Origin of the sequence: Alistipes finegoldii DSM 17242 (genome assembly GCF_000265365.1) — a bacterium.
Classification (GTDB): domain Bacteria; phylum Bacteroidota; class Bacteroidia; order Bacteroidales; family Rikenellaceae; genus Alistipes; species Alistipes finegoldii.
Genome location: NC_018011.1, coordinates 389,180 through 413,686, shown reverse-complemented (window position 1 = coordinate 413,686; position 24,507 = coordinate 389,180). Strand labels below are relative to the sequence as shown.

The following is a 24,507-nucleotide window of genomic DNA, read 5'->3' as shown; positions in this document are numbered from 1 at the left end:
TTAGAGTTCGACGGTGATCGTGCGTTTGTCGCCTTTGATGCCGCGGACCCAGATCCACGAGGCGTTTCCGATCAGTTCGGTTTCGTAACCCTTCGGGTTGTTCTGCAGACGGGGGAACGGGCCGAAACGGATGTCCGTGCCTTCGAACCTGCCGATGCCTTCCAGCTCGACCGTGCAGCGGCGCAGCCAGCGTTCGTGGCGGACGGTGAAGCGGATGCGGTGCGTCCGCCCGTCGGCGTCGGTGACAGGCCAGTCCACGCACTCCATCGTGTCCCACAACCACGGCAGGCGGGGCATGAGCGTCAGCCTGCGGCCTTCGCAGCGGACGCCCGCGACGATCGAGAATGCTTTGAGAATCTCGGCTTCCTGCACGAGATTGCCCTCGTCGCCGGGGTTTTCCATGATCTCGCGCCGGCCTTCGGAGTGGACTCCGACGGTGATCCGCCGCGATCCGAAGGATTTCGTCCTCACGGCAGGCGGCGATGCGGAGTATCTTGCTGCCGTGCGCGGGCTTTACGGCAAAGGGAAGCAGGCCGGGACGCTCGAATTCAAAAACCATTTCTACCTCGAACGGGGACCTTACGAGATCGTGGCTGTCGTCGATGAAAATGCGGATACGGAGCCTTTCGTGCTGGAAGGGAAATTCATCGACCTGTTCGATCCGGCGCTTCCGGTACTGACGCGCCGTGCGGTGCTGCCCGGTACGCAGGCGCTGCTTTACAATCTGGACAAGGTCGCCGATCCCGGCCGGCCGCAGGTATTGGCGTGCGCCGCCTGCGTCGAGACCGAGCGGGTGGGGCGGAACGGCTACTCGTTCATGGTCAAGGGGCCGGCTCAGACGACCAACGTCATGCGGGTGCTGCTGCCCCGGAAGCTTCGGCGCGCTGTCAGTCCGCTTTCGGACGGCCTGCGGAAAAAACGCACACGCCCGGCAACTGCATTGCCGGGCGTGTGCGTTTCCGCTATTGCGGGTCTTTATTCGTTCATGCCTTTGGGAATCAGCGTCGTGTCGGCCTGACGGGGCTTGTCGCCGACGTCCACGAGGTTGTCTTCCGAGACTCCGAACGAACGGTAGTAGGTGTTCAGCTCCGCGACGACTTCCTTGCGTCCGGCGTAGGTCGCCAGATAGTAGATGTCGCCCAGCTGGTCGAGTTTCTCGTCGAGGATCGGCGATACCATGTCGCCCTGCGTTCCCTCGAAGCGTAGGTAGTACTCGATGTATTCGATCAGCGTTTGGGCATACTCGCGCAGCAGGGCGTCGCCCTTGGCGGCGGCCTCTTCGACGCCCATCGCCGATGCGGCGTAATAGGCTTCGAGGAAGGGGTAGGTATTGGTGTCGGTGAAACGGATCTGCCACGTAGGCATCCTTTCGAGTCCGAGGTCGAGCAGCTCGACCGCCTCCTGCGCCCGATCCTGCCGCAGCAGCTCCTTGGCGACCCGTGCGAAGGAGTCGCGTGCATGCGATGCGCTCAGGTTATACTGAATGAAGTAGTCGGCGTATACCCTCGGATCGGAGAGGTTGCCGTATCTGAAGGTGTCGCGCAGCAGCGGCGCCGCATAATCGGCGTCCACGCGCCCGATCTCCCACGGATTCTGCATCGGGGTGAGGATCGGCACGAAACGGTAGGCGTAGCCGTCGAACTGGAGGTAATCCATCAGTCCGAAATCCTGCAGGATGTAGACCTGCGTCATGTAGATAGGCCGTTTCCAGTCGAAGTTGGCCAGCATGTCGAGGATCATCAGCTGGTTCTTGTCGATCGAATTCTTGCGCAGGTTGATGTAAACCGTGTCCACCATCTTGTCGCGGTCCTTTTCGGCGACGATGCCCGATGCGATGGCGTTCTCCTTGTTCACCGGCAGCGCGATGCGCTTGGTCGGGATGTAGTCCACCATCGAACCGTCGGCCATCTTGATCTTGGAGTCCGGATGGTCGGTGCGGATAAAGTCCATCACCTCCTTGATATCGACGCTGCGGTTGACGCGGTCGTAAACCGGCACCCAGTCGTTTACGAAGGTGTATTTGCTCTTCGGCAGCGAGAAGGGCACGCCCGGCGCCTTGTTGGCCTTGGTCTTCATCTCGTCGATGTACCATTCGCCGCCCAGATAGGAGGTGTTCATGATGCGCACGTCGGGACGTACGCCGTAAACCTCCTGATTGTTCCACAGCGGGAAGGTGTCGTTGTCGCCGTAATTGAGGATGATCGAGTTGGGCAGCGTGGACATCAGGTAGTTCCAGCCGATGTCGCGCGCCATGTAGCGGTGCGAACGGTCGTGGTCGTCCCAGTTCTGCGCCGCGAGGATCGTCGGGACGACCATGCAGACCGCCGTCGCGGCAACTGCCGCGGTGACGTTTTTACGCTTGGTGAGCCATGCGACGAGGTCGCGGACCGCCAGCACGCCGAAGCCGATCCAGATCGAGAACGCATAGAACGAACCCGCGTAGACGTAGTCGCGTTCGCGCGGTTCGCCCGGCGAGGTGTTGAAATAGAACACCAGCGCGATGCCCGTCATGATGAAGAGCCAAAGGACGATCGAGAAGTTGCGTTCGTCGCGGTTCAGCTGGTAGATCAGTCCGATCAGTCCCAGCAGGAAGGGCAGGAAGTAATAGGTGTTGCGGCCCTTGTTTTCGGCGATTTCGCGGGGCAGGTCGTCCTGCGGGCCGAGGAATTTCTCGTCGATCCATTTGATGCCCGACAGCCAGTTGCCGTCGGTGATCTGCGTGCGTGTGGGCTGTATGTCGCTCTGGCGTCCCACGAAATTCCACAGGAAGTAACGCCAATACATGTACGACAGCTGGTAGTTGAAGAAGAAGTTGAGGTTCTCGGCGAACGTCGGCTCGACGATCGTGCGGTCCTCGTAACCGTCGTTGTAGAGTTTCTTACGGCCGAAATCGACTACCTCGCCCCGTATGGGACGGCCCTGTTCGTCGCGGAGGATTTCACCCTTGTCGTCGCGCATGACGTCGGTCCGGGTGCGGTAGGCGCCCCACTGCTTGTACTCCTTCTCGCCTTTGCGGGCGTCCCACATGCGGGGGAAGAAGTGTACGAATTCGGGGGAGTGGGTGTAACCCGTGATGACCGAAGCGGGTTTGTATTTGCCGTCCTCGTCGAGGTAGTAGAACGATTTTTCCTTGTAGCCTTCGGGCGGCGCGGAGTAATAGGCGCCCAGCAGCAGCGGACGGTCGCCGTACTGGTCGCGGTTGAGCATCGACAGCAGTGCGTGCGGGTTGTTGGGGTTGTTGCTGTTCATCGGCGGATTGGCCGCGGCGCGGATCGTCACCGACGCGTACGACGAGAAGCCGACGAGCACCATCGTCGTCGAGAGCAGGATGATGTTCCAGACGACCTTGCCTTTGCGGTGGGTGTACCATGCGGCCCAGCCGCAGCCCAGAATCAGCGCCAGCGCGAAGAGCACGATGCCCGAATTGACGGGCAGGCCGAGCGTATTGACGAAAAAGAGATCGACCATCGCCCCGACATAGACCGTGTAGGGGATGATGATGTTGTTGATGAAGAGCAGGATGGCGCCCGCGATCAGCGTGGCGTAGACCATGCCTTTGAAGGTCACCTTCTCCGTCTTACGGAAATAGTAGATGAATACCAGCGCCGGAATGGTCAGCAGGTTGAGGATGTGCACGCCGATCGAAAGGCCCATCATGTAGGCGATCAGCACGATCCAGCGTGACGAATGGGGTTCGTCGGCCTCCTCTTCCCATTTGAGCATCAGCCACACCACGAGCGCCGTGAACATCGACGAGAGGGCGTATACCTCGCCCTCGATGGCCGAGAACCAGAACGTGTCGGTGAAGGTGTAGGCCAGCGCGCCGACGATGCCTGCGCCGAGGACGGCCAGCGTGTTGGCCTGCGTCAGCTCACCGCCGCCGCGAGTCACCAGGCGCCGTGCCAGATGGGTGATGGTCCAGAACAGGAACAGGATGCAGAATGCGCTGGCGATGGAGTTCATGGCGTTTACGGCCACTCCCACGTAGTCGGGATTGCCAAAGGCGAACAGGGTCGCCAGCCGGGCCAGCATCATGAACAGCGGTGCACCGGGAGGGTGCCCGACTTCGAGTTTGTAGGAAGTTGCAATGAATTCCGAGCAGTCCCAGAGGCTCGAAACGGGTTCCATCGTCATCAGGTAGACCGCGGCGGCGATGGCGAAGACCGCCCAGCCGACGATGTTGTTCCAGCGTTTGAAGAATGTCATATTGTTTTCGGTATGTTCGCTTTGTTTCGTGCAAAAGTAATCATTTAACGGCGAAATCCAATCAATATTACCCGCCGAGGCGGAAAGTTTTTATTTTTAGGGCTTTTCGGCGGCCGGGCCGCGGGGGCTTCTGTTTCAGGCTCTCTGCCGGAGGCGGCAGGCGCTGCGCGGGCGGACGCCGGTCGTCATTCCCCGGTCGCGGCAGGGCCGCCGTGCGGCGAATGCGGTCGGTTGTTTTTGCCGCCTGATTTTTCGTTATGTTTCCGATTTTGTTTAATTTTAACGAATAATTGTCCGTCCATGAAAAGAACGCTCTCCGTTTTTCTGCTCTTCGCGGCCGCATGCGGCCGCGTCGAAGCTCCCGCGCCGCTTTTTCCGGTGCCGAATGCCCGTCAGCTCGCTTGGCAGCAGCTGGAAACCTACGCCTTCGTCCATTACGGGCTCAATACGTTCAACGACATGGAATGGGGGTACGGCGATACTCCGGCTTCGACGTTCGACCCTGCGGATCTGGATTGCGACCAGTGGGTGCGGACGTTCCGGGCCGCCGGAATGAAAGGCGTGATGCTCACGGCCAAGCACCACGACGGGTTCTGTCTCTGGCCTTCGGCCTATACCGAGTACAGCGTGAAGAACTCCCCGTGGCGCGGCGGCAAGGGGGATTTGGTGCGGGAGCTGTCCGATGCCTGCCGCAGGCACGGACTCAAGTTCGGCATCTATCTTTCGCCTTGGGACCGCAACCATCCGGAATACGGGCGGGAGGAGTATGTCGCTTATTTCCACAACCAGATGCGCGAACTGCTCACCGGTTACGGGCCGCTTTTCGAATACTGGTTCGACGGCGCGAACGGCGGCGACGGCTGGTACGGCGGTGCGGACGAGAAGCGCAGCATCGACGCCAAGACCTATTACGGCTACGAGCGGGCGCGCCGGACGATCAACGAACTGCAGCCCGGAGCGGTGATTTTCGGCGGCACGTGCGCCGACATCCGCTGGATAGGCAACGAAGAGGGCCGGGCCGGACAGACGAATTGGAGCATGGTAAAGGGCCGCGGCGATGAACGGCTCAATGATTTCACCTGCGGCGAGTCCGACGGCGATACATGGCTGCCGGGCGAGTGCGACGTCTCGATACGTCCGGGCTGGTTCTATCATCCGCGGGAAGACCACCAGCTCAAAAGTCTCTCGCGGCTGATCGACATCTATTATGAAAGCGTGGGGCGCAACGCCAATCTGCTGCTCAATTTTCCGGTCGATCGCTCCGGCCGCATCGCCCCTGCGGATTCCGCGCGTATCATGGAGTGGCGCCGTGCGCTCGATGCGGAGTTCGCGCACGACCTTTTCGGCGAAGCCCAAGCGACGGCCGACAACGTGCGGGGCGGGGCGCGCCGGTTCTCCGCGGCGAAAGCCGTCGACGGCAGGGCCGATACTTACTGGGCTACCGACGACGGCGTGACGGCGGCGACGCTCTCGCTGCAGTTTGAGCGGCCGCGCCGTGTGAACCGCATTTTGCTTCAGGAATATATTCCGCTCGGACAGCGCGTCGGACGCTTTGCCGTCGAATGGCTCGACGGCGATACGTGGCGGCCCGTCGAAACCGCGGAGGAAATGACGACGATCGGATACAAGCGGATCATTCGTTTCGCAGGGGTCACGACTCCGGCGCTCCGCGTCCGTTTCGGGCAGGCCCGCGGTCCGCTCTGCATCTCCAATGTGGGAGCCTACGATGCGCCCGTGCTGCTCGAAGAGCCGCGCATCGTGCGCAACGGTGCGGGCGAGGTGACGCTCGCTGCGGGCGATACGCAGGCGGAGATCCGCTATACGCTGGACGGGACGGAGCCGGGGCCTTCTTCGGAGCTGTACGCGAAACCTTTTCCGATGACGGGCCGGGGCGTTGTCAAGGCGCTTGTCCGGGACCCGGAGGACGGTCGTATGAGCGCCGTGGCTTCGCGCGGGTTCGATATTCCCTGTGGGGCGTTTCGCGTGAAGGAGCTTCCGGACGAAGAGGCCGTCGGGCTTTTCGACGGCGATGTCTCGACTGTCGTCTATCTGCCCGCGGGCGTTGCGGGGTTCTCCGCCGATACGGGGGAGGAGCGGACTTTCAGGGGATTTGCCTACACGCCCGACCAAAGTCGCTGGGCGAGCGGCGTGGTGACCCGCTATCGCGTGTCGGTCGACGGCCGTACGGCGGCGGAGGGCGAATTCTCGAATATCGTCAACAATCCGGTGGAGCAGGTCGTGGAATTCGAGCCGCTGCGCGGGCGTACCGTCCGGTTCGAGGCGCTGTCGCTCGCTGCGGGCGACCGTCCCGGCATCGCGGAATTTTCGGTTCTGACGGAATAGTCGATATGCGTGTGTCGGATGGACGGCGCTATCTTCGGGGCTGCCGTTCATTTGTTTGGGAACGGCGTGCGCACGCCGTTTGCGGCGGTTCCCGGAGCCGGGCTTTGATCCGGACGGTCCGGCCTGCCGTGCGCCCGGCGGTGTCTTTTGATTTGCAGATAATTGATTATCTTTGAGCTGGAAAATGGAGATGTTGTTATGAGAAGAGTTTGGATGGTGTTTGCAGCGGTTATGATTTGCTGGGGCGTGCAGGCCCAAGAGGGCTTCGACGCCAAGATGCGCCGGGCGGGGCTGGTGGATGTGCTGGCCGTGGATTCGACGCTGCGGGTGAAGCTGATGTACTCGGCCCCGGATAATTTCATGCGCCGCGACGTCTACGGCGATCTGGAAACCGCCTACCTGCTTCCGCATTTCGCGCGCAAGGTGGCTGCGGCGCAGCGGCTGCTGCGGGAGCGTCGTCCCGGATGGCGGCTCTTGGTGTGCGACGCCGCGCGTCCGGTCAGCGTGCAGCGGCAGATGTACGAATTGGTCAAAGGTACGCCGAATCAGGTTTACGTAGCCGACGGAACGCGCGGCGGACGTCATAACTACGGCGTTGCGGTCGATGTGACGCTGCTCGACGAGACCGGCGCTCCGGTCGATATGGGAACTCCGGTCGATTTCTTCGGCGACGAGGCCCACACGGGCAATGAACCCGCGCTGGCGGCCGAGGGACGCATTTCGGCCGAAGCCTGCCGCAACCGCCAGCTGCTCGGAAGCGTGATGCGCGAAGCGGGGCTGGTGCCCTACCGCCGCGAGTGGTGGCATTACGAGGAGCCGATGGCGATGTCCGAAGTCCGGACCCGGTATAAGTTATTGGATTTCTGATCCGCGGAGGGTTGCTTTCGGCGCACTCCTCCGGATGACATGAAGGGCCGGTTGTCCGGCCCGGTTTCTGTTTTCGGCGTTTCCTTTTCAGGGACGCTTCCCCGCTCCGGGACGCTTCCCCTTTTCAGGGACGCTGCCCTTCGGATTTCCGGTCGCTGCGTCTGCGGCGGTGCGGCCTGCGGCGGCCCGGTTCGCGGTTTTCGGACGCTTGTCCTCCGCCGTTTTGCGGTTGCGGCGCGTGTGCGCTCTGGGCCTGTCCTTCCCGTTTCGGGGCGTTTCGCCTGCGTCGGCGCGGCCCTTTTGCATCTCCGCTTTGTCCGGCCGGCGTCCGGCCGTCGCCGCCCTGCGCGGCCTGCTTCGGTGCACTCCGTTGGGAGGATTCCTGTTTCCGCGGGGATTTCGTGTCGGTCTGCATGCCCGGCGTGAGGCGTCCGGAATCGGGATCGAGGACAAGTCCGGTCAGTTTCTGGATGTCTTTCAGCAGCGGGCGTTCGTCTTCCGAGCAAAAGGCTATCGCCGTGCCGTCGTGCCCGGCGCGTCCCGTGCGTCCGATGCGGTGTACATAGGTTTCGGCCACTTCCGGCAGGTCGTAATTGATGACCAGCGGCAGTTCGCTGATGTCGATCCCCCGCGCGGCGATGTCGGTGGCGATCAGTACGCGGCAGCGGCCCGCCCGGAAATCGTTCATGGCCCGTTCGCGGGCCCCCTGCGACTTGTCGCCATGGATGGCGCGCCCCTCGATGCCCGCTTTGGTGAGGATGCGGGCGATGCGGTCCGCGCCGTGCTTGGTGCGCGAGAAAACCAGCACCGAGCCTTCGGACCGTTCGCGCAGCAGGCTGATGAGCAGGTCTTTTTTCTCGGCCTTCTCGGCGAACATGACGCTTTGGCTGATCGTCTCGACGACCGACGCCGGAGGAGTGACGGTGACGTGCACCGGGTCGTGGAGCATCGAATTGGCCAGCGTGACGATGTCCGAGGGCATCGTCGCCGAAAAGAAGAGCGTCTGCCGCTCTTTGGGCAGCAGCGGAAGTATCCGTTTGATGTCGTGGATGAAACCCATGTCGAGCATCCGGTCGGCTTCGTCGAGCACGAAGAAGCGGATGTCGGAGAGCGAGACGTATCCCTGTCCGATCAGGTCGAGCAGGCGGCCCGGCGTGGCGACCAGCAGGTCGATGCCGCGCTGCAGGGCGTCCACCTGCGGACGCTGGTTGACACCGCCGAAGATCACGCAGTGGCGCAGGTCGGTGTAGCGGGCATAGTCGCGGCAGCACTCGTCGATCTGGATCGCCAGTTCGCGCGTGGGCGTGAGCACCAGCGCCTTGATGGGGCGGCGTCCTTTGGTGCGGGGCCGGGCCGAGAGCAGCTGCAGGATCGGCAGCGTGAAGGCCGCCGTCTTGCCCGTTCCTGTCTGGGCGCAGCCCATCAGGTCGCGTCCTTCGAGTGCGGGCGGAATGGCCTGCTCCTGAATGGGCGTGGGGGTGACGTAGCCCTTCTCGGCTACGGCGTGCATGATGGGTTCTATGAGGTTCAGTTCCTTGAATGTCATTGCATATCGGTTTTATTCCGGTTCTGGGAGCCGGATAATTCGTATTGTCGCATAATATACGGTAGGGAAAAACGGGTGGCGTCAGACCGGCGCGTGCTATTATTGTCGCCGCAAAGGTACGATTAATTCCGCGATTCTGGCGCATGTCGATTAAATTTCTTATTTTTGCGGTAAATTTTTCGGATAATTATGGAATCGAAACTCGTACTTTACAATACGCTCACCCGCCGCAAGGAGGAGTTCGAGCCTTTGACTCCCGGCCGCGTGGGCATGTATGTCTGCGGCCCTACGGTCTACGGCGACCCGCATCTGGGCCACGCCCGTCCGGCCGTGACGTTCGACCTGCTGTTCCGCTACCTCAAGGCCAGCGGCTACAAGGTGCGTTACGTGCGCAACATCACGGACGTGGGACATCTGGAGCACGACGCCGACGAGGGAGAGGACAAAATCGCCAAGAAGGCCCGGCTCGAACAGCTGGAGCCGATGGAGGTGGCCCACTACTACACGGAGCGTTACCACCGTGCGATGGAGGCCCTGAACGTCGAGACGCCCTCGATCGAACCCTATGCGTCGGGACATATCATCGAGCAGATCGAGTTCGTGAAGAAGATTCTGGCTGACGGGTTCGCCTACGAGTCGAACGGCTCGGTCTACTTCGACGTGGAGAAGTACAACCGGAAATACAATTACGGCCGGCTTTCGGGCCGCAATCTCGACGATATCGTCGCCAACACCCGCGAGCTGGACGGTCAGAGCGACAAGCGCCATTCGTACGACTTCGCGTTGTGGAAGAAGGCGTCGCCCGAACATATCATGCGCTGGCCTTCGCCGTGGAGCGAGGGATTCCCCGGCTGGCATATGGAGTGCTCGGCCATGAGCACCCGCTATCTGGGCGAGCGTTTCGACATCCACGGCGGCGGCATGGACCTGATGTTCCCGCACCACGAATGCGAGATCGCGCAGTCCACGGCGGCGCTGGGCCACGATTCGGCCCGTTACTGGGTGCACAACAACATGATTACGATCAACGGCCAGAAGATGGGCAAGTCGCTGGGCAACTTCATCACCCTCGAAGAGCTTTTCACCGGCAGCCACAAACTGCTGGCGCAGGCCTATTCGCCGATGACGATCCGTTTCTTCGTGCTGCAGGCGCAGTACCGCTCGACGCTCGACTTCTCGAACGGGGCGCTGCAGGCCGCCGAGAAGGGACTCGACCGCCTGATGAAGGGCGTCGAGGCGCTCGGCAGGATCAAACCCGCCGACGTCTCGACGGTCGATCCGGCCGAACTGGAGGGACGCTGCCGCGCGGCGATGGACGACGACCTGAATTCGCCGATGGTCATTTCGGCGCTGTTCGACTGGGTGCGCGTCATCAACCAGCTTGCTGAGGGCCGGCAGACCATCACGGCCGCCGACCTCGAAACACTGAAGACGACCGTTCGCCGCTATGCGTTCGACATTCTCGGCCTGCGCGACGAGAAGGCCGCCGGCTCGGCTTCGGGCCGCGACTACGTGACGCCGCTGGTCGAGATGCTGCTCGATGAACGTCTGAAGGCTCGCGCCGCGAAGGACTGGGCCGCTTCCGACCGTATCCGCGACGGGCTGGCCGCCGCCGGAATCCGCGTCAAGGACCGCAAGGACGGCAGCGACTGGGAGCTGGAATAGCTGTCTCCCGATTTTCGGGCGCCGCCCGCCGGAACGGACGCCGGAGTGCGGTGCACGGTTTTTGCCGCCCCGGCAGTGTCCGGGGACGGTGGTGCCCGGGGAGTTGTCAGGTTGTGTCCGGGCGGTATGCAGGATGTCCGCCGTGCCGGGCGGCGTCGGGCTGCATGTCCGGGAGGTGATTCCGGGAAATCGGCACTCTACAGGAATATGAACAGGAAATTATGTCTGTAACAATAAAGGGAGCGGCTGCGGAACTCGGAACGGAGCGTATCCGCAAACTGCTCGTACAATATGCCGTGCCGGCGGTCATCGCCATGACGGCCGCTTCGCTCTACAACATGGTCGACAGCATCTTCATCGGCCACGGCGTGGGGCCGCTGGCCATTTCGGGGCTGGCGCTGACCTTCCCGCTGATGAACCTCGCCGCGGCGTTCGGTTCGCTGGTGGGCGTGGGCGCCGCGACGCTGGTGTCGATGCGTCTGGGCCAGCGCGACTATGAAACGGCCCAGAACATTCTGGGCAACGTGGTGGTGCTGAACCTGATTATCGGTCTTTCGTTCGGACTGGTGACGCTGTTGTTTCTCGACCCGATCCTCTATTTCTTCGGAGCCAGCGACGCGACGATAGGCTATGCGCGCGACTACATGACGATTATCCTCTTGGGAAACGTCATCACGCATATGTATTTGGGACTGAACTCCGTGCTGAGAGCTTCGGGCCACCCGCGCAAGTCGATGTACGCTACGATCTATACGGTGGTGATCAACGCTGCGCTCGACCCGCTGTTCATTTACGGTTTCGGGTGGGGCATCCGCGGCGCGGCCGTCGCCACGATACTGGCACAGGTCATCGCGCTCGTCTGGCAGTTCCATATCCTTTCGGATAAGAGCGAACTGCTCCATTTCAGGCCCGGCATCTACCGCCTGCGCCGCAAGATCGTGCGCGATATTCTGGCCATCGGCATGTCGCCCTTCCTGATGAACCTCGCGGCCTGCTTCATCGTGATCCTGATCAACAAGGGGCTGAAACAATACGGCGGCGACCTGATGATCGGCGCCTACGGCATCGTGAACCGGCTGGCGTTCTTCTTCGTGATGATCGTCATGGGCATCAATCAGGGCATGCAGCCCATCGCGGGGTATAATTTCGGCGCCCGGCAGTACGAGCGCGTGCTGCGCGTGCTGAAGCTGACGATCATCGGCGCCACGTGCGTCACGATGGCCGGATTCCTGATGGGCGAGCTGGTCCCGCGGCTGGCGGTGTCTGCCTTCACGAACGATCCCGAACTGATCCGGCTGTCCGTTGAGGGCATGCGCATCGTCTTCATCTGCTTCCCGATCATCGGGTTCCAGATGGTGGCCACCAACTTCTTCATGAGCATCGGCATGGCCGGCAAGGCGATTTTCCTGTCGCTTTCGCGCCAGCTGCTTTTCCTGATGCCGGGGCTGATCTTCCTGCCGCACATCTTCGACGTCTATACCCGTTGGGACGGCAGCTGGGGCGTGTGGTGCTCGATGCCGCTCTCAGACCTGCTGGCGTCGGTTGTGGCCTTCTGCATGCTGGCCTACCAGCTGCGTAAATTCCGGGCCAAGATGGATGCGGCCCCGGCAACGAACAACCCCGAATAATCCGCGACTATGAAAGATAAATTCGTCATCAATATCGGGCGGCAGCTCGGAAGCGGCGGCAAGGCCGTCGGCGAGGCCGTGGCGGCGAGACTCGGAATCGGCGTTTACGACAAGCAGCTGATCAATCTGGCCGCCGAGCAGAGCGGCATCTGCCCCGAAATTTTCGAGAAAGCCGACGAAAAGGAGTCGCGCAACCTGTTCGCGACCTTCATCGGCTATCTGCGTTCGCCGTTCGTCGGAAGCGAATATTCGGGGAGCAACGTGCTGAGCAGCGATGCGCTGTTCAAAATCCAAAGCGACGTGATCCGCGACCTCGCTTCGCGCGAATCGTGCGTTTTCGTGGGCCGCTGCGCCGACTATATTCTGCGCGATCATCCGCGCACCGTGAATATTTTCATCGCGGCCGGCCGTGCCGAACGTATCGAGCGGCTCTGCCGCCTGCACGGCATCGCGCCCGGAGAGGCGGAGAGCCTGATGGACCGCACCGACGCCCGGCGCGCGGCCTACTACAATTATTACAGCAGCGGCACGTGGGGAATGGCCGAGACCTATGATCTCTGCATCGATTCGTCGGTGCTGGGAATCGACGGCACGACCGGTTTCGTGCTGGAATTCGTGGAACGCAAACTGGGCGTGAAGCCCTGAGTGGCCGCATTTTTTTTGTTAATTGATTGCCTATGATACTTGCAGATCAGATAAAGGATTTGGAACAGCGCAGCGGTGCGCTGGAGCGCTGTCTGAACATCGAACAGAAGCGCATCGACCTGCTCAACGAAGAGGAGAAGACCCAAGTGCCGGATTTCTGGGACAACCCGGATCAGGCGCGCGAACAGCTGCGCCGCGTAGCGGCCATCAAGGCGTGGGTGGACGATTACGACGCCGTTGCGAAGGACGTCGAGGATCTTGCGCTGATGCCCGAATTCGTGAAGGAGGGCGTGGTGAGCGAGCAGGAGATGGACGCCCATTATGCGCAGACGCTGGAGCGCATCGAGAAACTCGAAATGCGCAACATGCTGCGCCGCGACGAGGACAAGCTGGGGGCGATTCTCGACATCAACGCCGGGGCCGGCGGCACCGAAGCGCTCGACTGGGCGTCGATGCTGCTGCGCATGTATACCCGCTGGGGCGAGGCGCACGGCTACAAGGTCAAGGTGCTCGACTATCAGGCCGGCGACGAGGTGGGGGTGAAGTCCTGCACGCTGGAGTTCGAAGGCGAGTATGCGTACGGCTACCTCAAGAGCGAGAACGGCGTGCACCGCATGGTGCGCCTTTCGCCCTTCAACGCCAACAACAAGCGGCAGACGACTTTCGCGTCGGTTTTCGTGTCGCCCGCCGTGGACGATACGATCGAGGTGACGGTGAATCCCTCGGACATAGAGTGGGATACGTTCCGAGCCAGCGGTGCGGGCGGTCAGAACGTCAATAAGGTCGAAACCGCCGTGCGCCTGCGTTATCACGGCAAGGACGCCGATACGGGCGAAGCGGTGGAGTTCCTGATCGAGAACATGGAGACCCGCTCGCAGCTGATGAACCGCGAGAACGCCATGCGTATCCTCAAATCGAAGCTCTACCAGCGCGAGCTGGACAAACGCATGGCCACGCAGCAGGCTTTGGAGGCGTCGAAAAAGAAGATCGAATGGGGTTCGCAGATCCGTTCCTACGTCTTCGACGACCGCCGCGTCAAGGATCACCGGACGGGCGTGCAGACCTCGGCTGTCGAAGCCGTCATGGACGGGGGGCTGGACGAATTCATCAAGGCTTACCTGATGGAGTACGGCGCCGAAGCCTGATCCGGGGTTTCGCCGTACGAAAAGATCGCTATCTTTGTAAGATGAAGAGACTACTCGTTTTCCTGACGCTTGCGGCCTTGGCCGTCGCGCCGCGCGCTGCGGCACAGGGGGCGCAGCCCGGATCGGCCTGCGGCGCACCGCTTCCGCATGCTCCGGTGCTGGTCGGCATGACCGACACTGCGGCCTATTTTCCGAAACTGAAGGGCCTGCGCGTGGCCGTGCTGGCGAACCATACCGCCGTCGCGCGTTTCTACGAACCGGCGCAGGGGAAATATGCGGCAGAGGCGGAACGACTGCCGGAAGTATCCGCAGGCGACGCGACGGTTTTGCCGGACAGGGCCGGGAATCGGCCGGCTCGTTTGCCGGGGGCTTCCGCCGACGGGACGATCCATCTGGTCGATCTGCTGCACGGCCGCGGATTCAATGTGACGGGGATCTTTTCGCCCGAACACGGATTCCGGGGAACGGCCGATGCGGGCGAGCATGTCGGAAACTCGGTGGACGAGCGGACGGGAATCCCGATCCGGTCGCTCTACGACGGCAATACCAAACGCCCCTCGGACGAGGCGATGCAGTCGTTCGATGTGCTGGTGGTCGATATGCAGGACGTCGGACTGCGGTTCTACACCTATTATATAACGATGCTCCGCATGATGGACGCCTGCGCCGAATTCGGCCGTACGGTCGTCGTGCTCGACCGTCCCAATCCCAACGGGCATCTGATCGACGGGCCGGTGCTCGACATGAAGTACAAGTCGGGCGTCGGAGCCTTGTCGATTCCCGTGCTGCACGGGCTTACGATGGGTGAGATCGCCCGGATGGCCGTCGGCGAGGGGTGGAGCCGGAAATGCAGGCTGGATGTAGTCTGCTGCCGCAATTACACCCATGCGACACCTTACGGGCTTCCGGTCGCGCCGTCGCCCAATCTGCCGACGCAGCGGGCCGTCTACCTCTATCCGTCGCTCTGTCTTTTCGAAGGGACGGTCGTCAGTCTGGGGCGCGGGACCGACAAGCCGTTCGAAATCTACGGCCATCCCGATATGAAGGGGTATGGATTCTCGTTTACGCCCCGTCCGACGGCCGGGGCCAAGCATCCTCCGCTGGAGGGCCGGCTCTGCCACGGCGCCGACCTGAGCCGAATGCCGCTCGACGAGGCGCGGCAGGTGGGGCTGACGCTGCGCTATGTGATCGAGGCTTATCGCAATCTGGGCTTGGGCGAGCGGTTCTTCACTCCGATGTTCGAAAAACTCATCGGCGTGGGCTATGTCCGCGAGATGATTCTCGCCGGGGCTTCGGAAGCGGAAATCCGCGCGTGCTGGCAGGAGGATCTCAGCCGTTTCCGCCGCCAGCGCCGGCCGTATCTGCTCTATGCGGAGTGAAACTCCCTGTTTTTGAGTGGATTTTAATTTTTATTCGGAATTTTTTTCACCTGCATATTTGCTACATATCTTCGCAATCGGTTCCGGTTCGTAACCGATAACGGGATAACTCTGCCGAGTTGTAACCAAAACGTCCGCCGGATGGATTCGGCGGACGTTTCGTGCCGGAGCCTGCCGGTACAACCGCAGGGATAAATGCCTATCTTTACCTGCGTAGCGATTCTGTAAAACCCTTGCCGGAAGAATGGTTATGTCGATTCTGTCTGTTTACTAATTAAAATTTAAGCCTATGACACTTAGATCCTACATGCGTGTGTTATCGGCTGCCATTGCTCTTCTGTTCGTGGCGGTCGGTTGCAAAGATTCGGACGAAGAAATTCCCCCCCCCTCGGAAAAGTACACCTTTGATATAGCCGTTTCGGATATCAGGGTTGCCGACGCCGTGGTTACCGTAACTCCCAGCGATGCGCTGGCTACCTATTATTGCTCTGTCGTCAAAAAGGCCGATTTCGATAAATTGGGATCCGACGAGGCTTATCTGGACGACGATATCGATTATCTGAAGGCTCAGGCCGAAAAAAAGCAGCTGACCTTTAAAGCCTATCTGGAAACCGTAATCGCCACGGGAAGCGAACCGATCAAATTCGTCACGCTGGAGCCTTCGACCGACTACTATGCCTATGTATACGGCATTACGCCGGAGGGCCGGGTTACGTCCGATTTGAAGAAGACGCCGTTCACGACGGCGACCCCCGAACCGACGGAGCTGACCTTCGAATTCAAGGTGGAGAATATCACCATGACGGCCGCCGATATCGCCGTCATTCCCTCCGACGACGAAGCTCCCTATTATTTCGACGTGATTGCGGCGGCGGCCTACGAGGGAATGTCCGAGGACGAGATTCTCGCCGACGTTTTGGACGCGATCATTCCCGCCTATCTGACGCAGGGACCGGACGGTTACCCTGCGGAGATGTTCGAAGGGATGCTCGCTCTGAAGCCCGGAACCGAATACTATGTCTACGCCATCGGCTACGATGCCGAGAAGGAGGAACCTACCTCGGAGCTGCAGATGTACAAATTCTCGACGACGGCGCCTACGGGCGAAGCGCCTGATCTGGCCTTCTCGGCCCGCGCCGGCGATGCCGACGGAAACAATACCTCGACGATGATCTACTGCACTGCCGTGTCGGAGGCCGCCGTATCCGCCAAGATGGCGTGTCTTCCGAAGCAAATCGTGGATGATTTTATCGGGCAGGGCGCTTCGCTCGAAAATATCGCCGATGCCAACGGTCAGGATGTCAAGAGCGAGGATATTGCCGCCCTGAATGCGAAGGGAGGTCTCGGCCTGACGCTGGCGGGCGACGTGATCGTGCCTTCGACGGATTATACGGTGATTTTCAAAGTCGTTTCGGCCGGCGGACGCTCCACGGTGAAGAGCGAAAACGTCTCTACGACCTCCGGTGACGTGCCGCCGTCGGACCTCACTTTCTCCATTGCGGTGACGGAGCTGAAAGCCACCTCGGCCATGGTGACCGTGACGCCCTCGAACGATACCGAGACCTATTTCTTCGATATCCAGCCCAAAAAACTGATCGACGAGAATTTTGCCGATGACGCTTCGCTGATCGCGGCGCTCGATGAAACCTATGCGAAATACGGCGGCATCGCCGGAATGCTGAGCCAAGGCGAAGACGGTTACAAACCGACCTCCCTGACGGCCGGGACCTCCTATTACGTGCTTGCCTTCGGGTACAATACGGCGGCGACGACGGCCGTTACGCGCCATGAGTTTACAACGGAGACAGCGGCGACCTCCGATCTGACGCTGTCGATCGCTATCGACACCTCGGCGGAGCCGATTCCCGGCGGTGTGACGGCTGCGATTACGGCCTCCAACGACGAAGATCCCTATATGCTCGATTTCATGCTGGCCGATGAAATCAAGGGCATGTCCGATGCCGAGATCATCGCTTCCGTCGAGCAGAAGTACGGCCAGATTATCTCGTGGCTTCTGGTGACCGGCGATTATGCGACCGTACCTACGGATTTCGGTGGGGAACTCGCCATGATGCCCGGCGCCGAATATTATCTCGTTGCGTTCGGATACGACGGCGCTTCGGCGACGACGGGCGTCACGAAAGCCAAGTTCACGGCGGGCGCCGGGCCTGACGCCGCGGGTACCGGATTCACCTTCAAAGTCGAAGACATCACCTCCGGCGGTGCGACGGTAACCGTGGAGACGACCAAAGAGCCCGTTACCTATATTTGGGACGTGATTTCCGATGCCAGCTATACCCAGCTGGGCGGAAACGCCGAAGCGCTTGTGTCGCACGTAACGGACATGTTTGCGCTCTACGGTACGGCGCAATACGGAAATCTGACTCCCGTGCAGGTTATCGCCGGGCTGGGCGCTTGGTATTCGGGCGCTTCCTATGCGTACGGCAAACTCTCTTCCAAAACGGCCTACAGGCCTTATGCCGCATGTGTGGACCTGAGTGGCAACGTTGTCGGCACGCCTGCCGTCGGCGAAATATTCACGACGCTCGAAGCCGTAGCCGGTTCCGCGACGGTGGAGGCGGCCTACGACAAGTACTTCGACGGCGACGAGATCGTTGCAGCCGGAGTATCATCCAATGCGTCGGGAAAAGCGTATATTCCCGCAACGGTTACCTCTTCGGCGGATGCCGCGCATTGGTACGTAGCCCTTTATACCGGCGATTATACGGACCCCGGAGCGGTTTCCGAAGCCACGATCATCAACGCGCTGAAGTCTCAGGGCGTGAAGGATGCCGCGAAGATTAATTTCACCTGCTCGTGGGATACCCAGTGCACCTTCCTCGCCGTCGCCGAAGACGCATCGGGCAATGTCGGTGAAATCTTCCGGCTGGGAGTGCGCTTCACCAAGTCCGGGGCCTCGCCCATCTCCGAACTGTCGGGAGCGTCGAAAGCCGCGGCCGCAGGCGTTAAACTACCCGTGTTGTGCAGTTCGCTGCTGCCCGGACTCGATGTCCCGAAGGTTTTCCGGCCGCTCGAAGAGCCGAACATGCCGCAGGCCGCTGCTTCGCAGTTGATAAATCTGCGCCGGGAGCGGACCTCGGCCCTGTCCGAAAAGATGGTCCGGGGTGCGGAAATGTCCGGCAACGCAGAGGCGTTATCCGGTGGCAAACCCGCTCAGATCAAATGCCTTGTCGGCATAAATGCAGGCTTGAAGCAGGCTGAAGAGGTCTCCTTGAAGACGGCGGCTGCGGCCCGGTCTCCGAAAAACAGAGTCCGGACTCCCAGAAGATAGCCTCTTCCGTATTCCTATAATCGAGCTGCGGCGCATATGCGCCGCAGCTTTTTTGTCTGTGGAAATCGGCTTTCGGGAAGCCGATCCCGGAATGTCCGGCCCGCGCCGAGGTCCGGCATGCGTCGAAAATAAATTTTTTGAAAAAATCTGAAAAATATTTTTTCCTTCGGAAATATTACTGAATATTGCCGTCGATGATTGGATTTTGTAATCAAATGCCCCCGGATTTCTCAATATTGTAATCAAACGGCCTGCGAAACCTGATCCGGCATGCCGTTTTTCTTGTATCTGAATGATACAATTACGAATATAAATACTTATATTTGCTAACGTAATATAATTTTTAGCGTTCCTTGCCGGACGAATTGTTATATCTTGTCAATTTTATTAATTTAATTTTAAGCCTATGACGCTCAAATCTTACTTGCGCATGTTATTGGCAGCCGTGACTCTTCTGTTTGTCACCTCAGGCTGTAATGACGACGACGACAAAGTCGGACCCCCCCCCTCTTATTCGTTTAGTGTCGCTGTTTCGGATGTAGCCCAGACCGAAGCTACCGTAACGGTAACTCCCAGCAACGACCAAGCTACCTACTATTATGCGGCTGTAAAGAAGGCCGAGTTCGACACGTTCGAGTCCGACGCGGCCTATGCCCAGCATATTCTCGACAATCTGAAAGCTATTGCGGATAAGAAGGTGCTGCCGCTCAGCGAGTATCTCGCAACGGCCCTCGTCAAGGGAAGCGCACCGCAGAAAATCACCGATCTGACGGCCGGCACCGACTACTACGCCGTTGCGCTCGGCATGCTGACCGACGGCCGCTTCACCTCCGATCTGGTGAAAGAGGCGTTCAAGACGGACGATGCTCCGGAGCCTGCTCCTGAATTGACCCTTTCCATGAGAGCGGGCGACGCCAGCGGTGCGAACACTTCTTCGTATGTCACCTGCCATATCAAGTCCTCGGATATAGTTTCGGCAAAAGCGGCATTCCTTATGAAATCTGCTGTCGATAAGGCGCTTGCCGAGGGAAAAACGCTTGCTGAGATTTTGGCCGGAGTTACGACTGATCCGACACTTAAGACTGAGCAGGTTGAGAAGATAAACAGCGCTGAAGGTTATGATCTGCCTTGCCGCGGTGTGCCTGCTGCTACGGCGGTTACGGCGATTGTTTCCGTTACGAGTGCCAATGGAAAAACAACGGTCGATTCAGCTTCGGCAACTACTGATGCTGCTCAGGGCGGCGATTTGACTTTTACTATCGCTGTAACGAATATCGGAGCGAAAGGCGCTGATATTAACATTACTCCGTCTAATAATTCCGATACCTATTATTTTGATATTTATCCGGCTTCCGTTGTCGATCAGATACCTGATGACAATCAGTTGATTGCAGCTATTATTGGCGCGAATGACGGTGATGTTACCAAATATTTGTCTACGGGTCCTGATGGCTATTCTAAGGAGCTGATAGAGCAACATATTCCTTTTGATCCTGAAACGGAATATTGTGTCGTCGCTTTCGGATGTAACGGAACTGCTGGAACAACGGCAGTGACCAAAGAGAGGTTTACCACACTTGCAGATGACGGTGAAACGGGCGATGGTCCGGAACTGACTTTGACACTTCGTGCTGGAGATGCTAATGGTGCAAATACAGACACTAAGGTTTATATGGGAGCCTATGCTCCGACTGCAACAGGTGCGTATTATGGAGTATTTTTAACTTCGGATGTTGAAAAAGTACTTGCTCAGGGAGCTTCTTATGATGCTATAGTTACTCAGAACGGAACAGATATGTCTACTAAAGACGGATGGTTGGACGGGCTTGTTCAGAATCCCGGAATTGGAGTAACCTTTAGTGGATTAGATCCCGCTACTTCCTATACTTGTATTTTAAAAGTTACGGATTCGGCTGGTAAATCGACTACAAAGCATGTCGCAGCCACTACTGAAGGTGGTGGGGAGGCTTCCGATGCTTACAAGGCATGGCTCGGTACGTGGACTTTAACCAGCACTTCGTCTGAGGTGAATGCTGCGCCGCTTTCTTTCGACGTTACGTTCATTCAGGGGGTTGCTAATTCATCCTATAAATTACAAGGATGGGGCATTACTACGATTCGTGACCAGTCGCAGATTCTTCCGTCGGCTAAATTCGATAGTGCTACCGGAAATTTTGAGATATTGGAAGGCCAGAGTTTATATACCGATCCGGAGGATGGAAGTGTCCTGACTCTTACAGGACGGGCACTTTTGCAGGGAAAATATTATATTATTAACGGTGGTTATCCCGGATTTACCGGAAAGCTTAATGCAGATAAAAACTCAGCAACGATTACTCTATATCAAGGAAGTGTCGAGGGAATGGGTAATTTTACTACCAGTTCGATGGACTTCTTCTGGGTTCTTGGACAAGATATTTATTGGCAAAAGGCAGCTGAAGGATATACCGATAAGGATTATCCGATAGGTCCTTATACAATGACAAGGAAGAGTTCAGGTGCTTCTGTAGCTGCTTCGAAGTCTGCTGCTACAATTCTGCATGCAAGTAAACTGTCGAGTGTACTTTCTGGATGTACAGTTCTGTCAACTTCAGTTAAGCAGAATGGCGTGGTATTCGAAAGCCAAGTAGCAATGCCGAGCTCGCTTGTATTCGATCGTCCTGCTGCGTCGGGGACTGTCATTGGCAACAGTGGGAAATTTGAAAATGCTGGATTGAAAAAGCAGATTTCAAATAACTTGGATAATAACACGGATTTCCAACTCTTGAATAGGTTGTAAGAGTTTGAATAATCATATCGAACTGCGGTCCAATTTGGACCGCAGTTTTTTTATTGGAAATATATATGTGCTTCGGACATATGGAGACGGTTTGTGAAAATTTTCATCGGAAAATGAAATAATACGCCTGATTTATTGTGTATTTGAATAATTCAGATATTTTTCCTGCGGCTTTTTATTATTCACCCACTTAAATAATTTAAGCTATGAAAAAATCCTACTTGTTCCCAAATTTCGTACTGCCGCTATTCGGTGCATTGGCGGTAATGTGTGCGGGTTCCTGCTCGCAGGAAATCCTCGAAGTATCCGAAGACCTTGCGCCGGATAATCCGCAGACGCGCGCAGGCATTGCTAAGATCGGCATTGTCAGTAATCCTGCGGGAAGAGGAATTGGCGATGAGTATTATGGAAAGGATATAGATTATACGTTTAACCTCGTGACGTCAGGAGTTGATGCGGGTATAGAAGTGATAAGTACAAACGTGTCGTTCTTTACTACGATAGACGGCGGCATCGATCAAATTTCACGGACCGATAAATCGCTGAAACTACGTTTTACAAAATGCGGTGTTTATCAGATATTGGCAACACGGAATTATCGTGATCTTGCGAACCCGTCGGGGCCGATTATGCTCCAACAGGCAACCATTACTTGTCGGGTGGCGTCGCCTGTGGCAAGCATCGAAGGTCCGAGTTCTGTAGCACTCGGTAAAGTTTATAATTTCAGTGTCAATTTTGAAGATCCTGATTATCCTGATCCCAATCTGGAAATCACGGAATCGGTTTTTAATGATCCGCAGTGTACGATTATCAATAACGACGGAGCAGGGAACTATTTGATTCGTTTCGACCAGCCGGGTGCGTATGCGATTAAACCCGGCTTGACATGGGCTAACTCTTCCGATGTTATGAAGGTCGGTCCACATTATTGTGTGGAGGTGTTTTTCAGACCGGAGATGAATTATGGGTTCAGAAAAGGTATTTCTAAACTAGGTGTAATGTATCTGAATCATATTAATTTGTGCGATCAGCAACAAGATGTTTATGCTTCTTTGCCATATAGAGTGTATTTCAAGTATAAAGAGGTGGGCATAAGGTCTAATGGAATTGCTTTTGAGGTCGTTGATTGGAAAGAAATCCGTCAGGCGGCTGGAGAGTCTGGAAAAGTTATTATGCCTGCTACGACAACTCCAATGGATGGCATTTTTATGGGGCCTAATCCGGATCTTCCCGGAGATTATTGGAAAATAGAGATTCCGAGAGATAGATGCTATTCTTTGGAAGAAGCTGGAGGAATTGTTATTCCGGGAAAACCGATTGAATAACTTTCTCAGCCCAACGCCTAAACAACACGCCCGAAGCATAATGCTTCGGGCGTGTTGTTCCATGTTGTAACCGTGCGTTATTCCGGAATGATCGCCTCGCTGGGGCAAACGCCTGCGCAGGTGCCGCAGTCGATGCAGGTGTTGGGGTCGATTACATAGATATCGCCAGCCGAGATAGCCTCTACCGGACATTCGCCGATGCAGGTACCGCAGGCAACGCAGGAGTCGGTGATTTTGTAAGCCATTTTTGAAAAATTTATTTGTTAATGTGTGTATGTAATGACAAATATAGAAACTTATTTGATAATATCAAAACCCGTATAGGGAATCAGCGCTTCGGGAATGCGGATGCCTTCGGGGGTCTGGAAGTTTTCGAGCAGGGCGGCGACGATGCGCGGCAGGGCCAGCGACGAGCCGTTGAGCGTGTGCGCCAGCTGGGTTTTCTTGTCGGCGTCCTTGTAGCGGAGCTTGAGACGGTTGGCTTGGAACGATTCGAAGTTCGAGACGGAGGAAACCTCCAGCCAGCGTTTCTGCGCTTCGGAGTAGACCTCGAAGTCGTAGGTGAGCGCCGAAGTGAACGACATGTCGCCGCCGCACAGACGCAGGATGCGGTAGGGCAGGCCGAGCGACTTGACGATCGACTCGACATGCGCCACCATGCCGTCCAGCGCTTCGTACGAGTTCTGGGGCAGGCTCAGCTGCACGATCTCGACCTTGTCGAACTGGTGCAGGCGGTTCAGGCCGCGCACGTCCTTGCCGTAGGAACCGGCTTCGCGGCGGAAGCAGGGGGTGTAGGCGGTCATTTTTACGGGGAAATCCTTTTCGTCGAGGATCACGTCGCGGTAGATGTTCGTGACGGGAACTTCGGCCGTGGGGATCAGGTAGAAGTTATCGGCCGTGGCGTGGTACATCTGCCCCTCCTTGTCGGGGAGTTGTCCCGTACCGAAGCCCGAAGCCTCGTTGACCATGATCGGCGGCTCGACTTCGAGATAGCCGGCTTTGGTGTTGCAGTCGAGGAAGTAGTTGATCAGCGCCCGCTGCAGGCGTGCGCCCTTGCCCTTGTAGACGGGGAATCCGGCGCCCGTGAGCTTCACGCCCAGATCGAAGTCGATGATGTCGTATTTGCGGGCCAGCTCCCAGTGGGGCAGCGGGTTTTCGGGCAGTTCGGTGTAGCTTTCGACGAGTTTTACGACGAGGTTGTCCTCTGCGGTTTTGCCCTCCGGGACGATCTCGGCGGGGAAGTTGGGCAGCGTGACGATCGCGGCCTGCAGCTCCTCCTGCACTTCGCGCGATTCGGCCTGCAGGCGGTTCGATTTCTCCTTGAGGTCGGCGACGAAGCGTTTGCGCTCCTCGGCCTCTTCGCGGCGGCCCTGACCCATCAGCGCGCCGATCTCCTTGGCGGCTTTGTTCTGCGCGGCCAGCGTATTGTCCAATTCTACCTGAATTGCCTTGCGGCGGTCGTCCAGCGTTTCGATCTTTTCGATGACGGGTGCGGCGTCCACGCCCTTTTTGGCCAGTTTGCGGATCGCGGCCTCTTTGTCATCGCGGATTTGCTTTAGCGTAAGCATACTATCTGTTGATTTTTGAGTATTCGTATTACAAACCGCAAATTTATAAAAATAGCGGCAATTTGTATCTTCTTATCGAGGAAAAAGGTTATTTAGGTTGACAATGCTGGTGAAAATCC

Annotated in this window: 16 protein-coding genes; 11 read left to right on the top strand and 5 right to left on the bottom strand. The window is 58.1% G+C overall.

From position 1 onward, the window contains the following. On the bottom strand, nucleotides 1–402 hold the full coding sequence (locus ALFI_RS01845; RefSeq protein ID WP_014774551.1) for a hypothetical protein: 402 nt from the start codon (nucleotides 400–402) through the stop codon (nucleotides 1–3). Between ALFI_RS01845 and ALFI_RS01840 the strand changes: the two genes are divergently transcribed. Continuing rightward, nucleotides 401–1,018 (top strand): hypothetical protein, encoded by a 618-nt coding sequence (locus ALFI_RS01840; protein ID WP_042493110.1) that lies wholly within the window; start codon nucleotides 401–403, stop codon nucleotides 1,016–1,018. The two genes, ALFI_RS01845 and ALFI_RS01840, sit on opposite strands and share 2 nt — an antisense overlap. On the opposite strand, the gene ALFI_RS01835 is transcribed toward ALFI_RS01840, so the two are convergent. Then, nucleotides 976–4,206, bottom strand: coding sequence for a glycosyltransferase family 117 protein (locus ALFI_RS01835; RefSeq protein WP_014774550.1), 3,231 nt, complete (start codon nucleotides 4,204–4,206; stop codon nucleotides 976–978). The two genes, ALFI_RS01840 and ALFI_RS01835, sit on opposite strands and share 43 nt — an antisense overlap. Nucleotides 4,207–4,506: 300 nt before the next feature. Here ALFI_RS01835 and ALFI_RS01830 point away from each other — a divergent pair, with 300 nt between their 5' ends. After that, a complete protein-coding gene (locus tag ALFI_RS01830; RefSeq protein ID WP_014774549.1) occupies nucleotides 4,507–6,549 on the top strand; it encodes an alpha-L-fucosidase in 2,043 nt (680 codons plus the stop codon). Between the two features lie 198 nt (nucleotides 6,550–6,747). Next, nucleotides 6,748–7,416: a M15 family metallopeptidase gene (locus ALFI_RS01825; RefSeq protein ID WP_014774548.1), complete on the top strand. Its 669-nt coding sequence runs from the start codon at nucleotides 6,748–6,750 to the stop codon at nucleotides 7,414–7,416. 124 nt (nucleotides 7,417–7,540) lie between these two features. Here the strand turns inward: ALFI_RS01825 and ALFI_RS01820 are convergent, their stop codons facing one another. Then, nucleotides 7,541–8,962 carry a DEAD/DEAH box helicase gene (locus ALFI_RS01820; protein ID WP_014774547.1) on the bottom strand — a complete coding sequence of 474 codons (1,422 nt, stop codon included), beginning with the start codon at nucleotides 8,960–8,962 and terminating at the stop codon, nucleotides 7,541–7,543. A 189-nt stretch (nucleotides 8,963–9,151) separates the two neighbouring features. Here ALFI_RS01820 and cysS point away from each other — a divergent pair, with 189 nt between their 5' ends. From cysS to ALFI_RS01780, 8 genes are all read left to right on the top strand, one after another. Then, the gene (gene cysS, locus ALFI_RS01815; RefSeq protein WP_014774546.1) at nucleotides 9,152–10,627 is read left to right on the top strand and encodes a cysteine--tRNA ligase; all 1,476 of its coding nucleotides are present in this window, start codon (nucleotides 9,152–9,154) and stop codon (nucleotides 10,625–10,627) included. Nucleotides 10,628–10,848: 221 nt separating this feature from the next. Further along, on the top strand, nucleotides 10,849–12,255 hold the full coding sequence (locus ALFI_RS01810; RefSeq protein ID WP_014774545.1) for an MATE family efflux transporter: 1,407 nt from the start codon (nucleotides 10,849–10,851) through the stop codon (nucleotides 12,253–12,255). A 9-nt stretch (nucleotides 12,256–12,264) separates the two neighbouring features. Continuing rightward, entirely contained in the window at nucleotides 12,265–12,900 is a 636-nt protein-coding gene (locus tag ALFI_RS01805; protein WP_009598593.1) for a cytidylate kinase-like family protein, read from the top strand. 32 nt (nucleotides 12,901–12,932) lie between these two features. Beyond that, nucleotides 12,933–14,045 carry a peptide chain release factor 2 gene (gene prfB, locus ALFI_RS01800; RefSeq protein ID WP_009598653.1) on the top strand — a complete coding sequence of 371 codons (1,113 nt, stop codon included), beginning with the start codon at nucleotides 12,933–12,935 and terminating at the stop codon, nucleotides 14,043–14,045. A 41-nt stretch (nucleotides 14,046–14,086) separates the two neighbouring features. Continuing rightward, a complete protein-coding gene (locus ALFI_RS01795; RefSeq protein ID WP_014774544.1) occupies nucleotides 14,087–15,424 on the top strand; it encodes an exo-beta-N-acetylmuramidase NamZ family protein in 1,338 nt (445 codons plus the stop codon). 289 nt (nucleotides 15,425–15,713) lie between these two features. Beyond that, nucleotides 15,714–18,716: a hypothetical protein gene (locus tag ALFI_RS01790; RefSeq protein WP_014774543.1), complete on the top strand. Its 3,003-nt coding sequence runs from the start codon at nucleotides 15,714–15,716 to the stop codon at nucleotides 18,714–18,716. A 406-nt stretch (nucleotides 18,717–19,122) separates the two neighbouring features. Then, on the top strand, nucleotides 19,123–21,495 hold the full coding sequence (locus ALFI_RS01785) for a hypothetical protein (RefSeq protein WP_244264993.1): 2,373 nt from the start codon (nucleotides 19,123–19,125) through the stop codon (nucleotides 21,493–21,495). A gap of 206 nt (nucleotides 21,496–21,701) precedes the next feature. Continuing rightward, nucleotides 21,702–22,820: a hypothetical protein gene (locus tag ALFI_RS01780; RefSeq protein WP_014774541.1), complete on the top strand. Its 1,119-nt coding sequence runs from the start codon at nucleotides 21,702–21,704 to the stop codon at nucleotides 22,818–22,820. Nucleotides 22,821–22,897: 77 nt separating this feature from the next. Here ALFI_RS01780 and ALFI_RS01775 read toward each other — a convergent pair whose 3' ends face one another. Together ALFI_RS01775 and serS are read right to left on the bottom strand one after the other, a co-directional pair. After that, nucleotides 22,898–23,065: a DUF362 domain-containing protein gene (locus ALFI_RS01775; protein ID WP_009598644.1), complete on the bottom strand. Its 168-nt coding sequence runs from the start codon at nucleotides 23,063–23,065 to the stop codon at nucleotides 22,898–22,900. A 51-nt stretch (nucleotides 23,066–23,116) separates the two neighbouring features. Then, complete coding sequence (serS, locus tag ALFI_RS01770; RefSeq protein ID WP_014774540.1) at nucleotides 23,117–24,388, bottom strand: serine--tRNA ligase; 1,272 nt, start codon at nucleotides 24,386–24,388, stop codon at nucleotides 23,117–23,119. Nucleotides 24,389–24,507 lie beyond the last annotated feature (119 nt).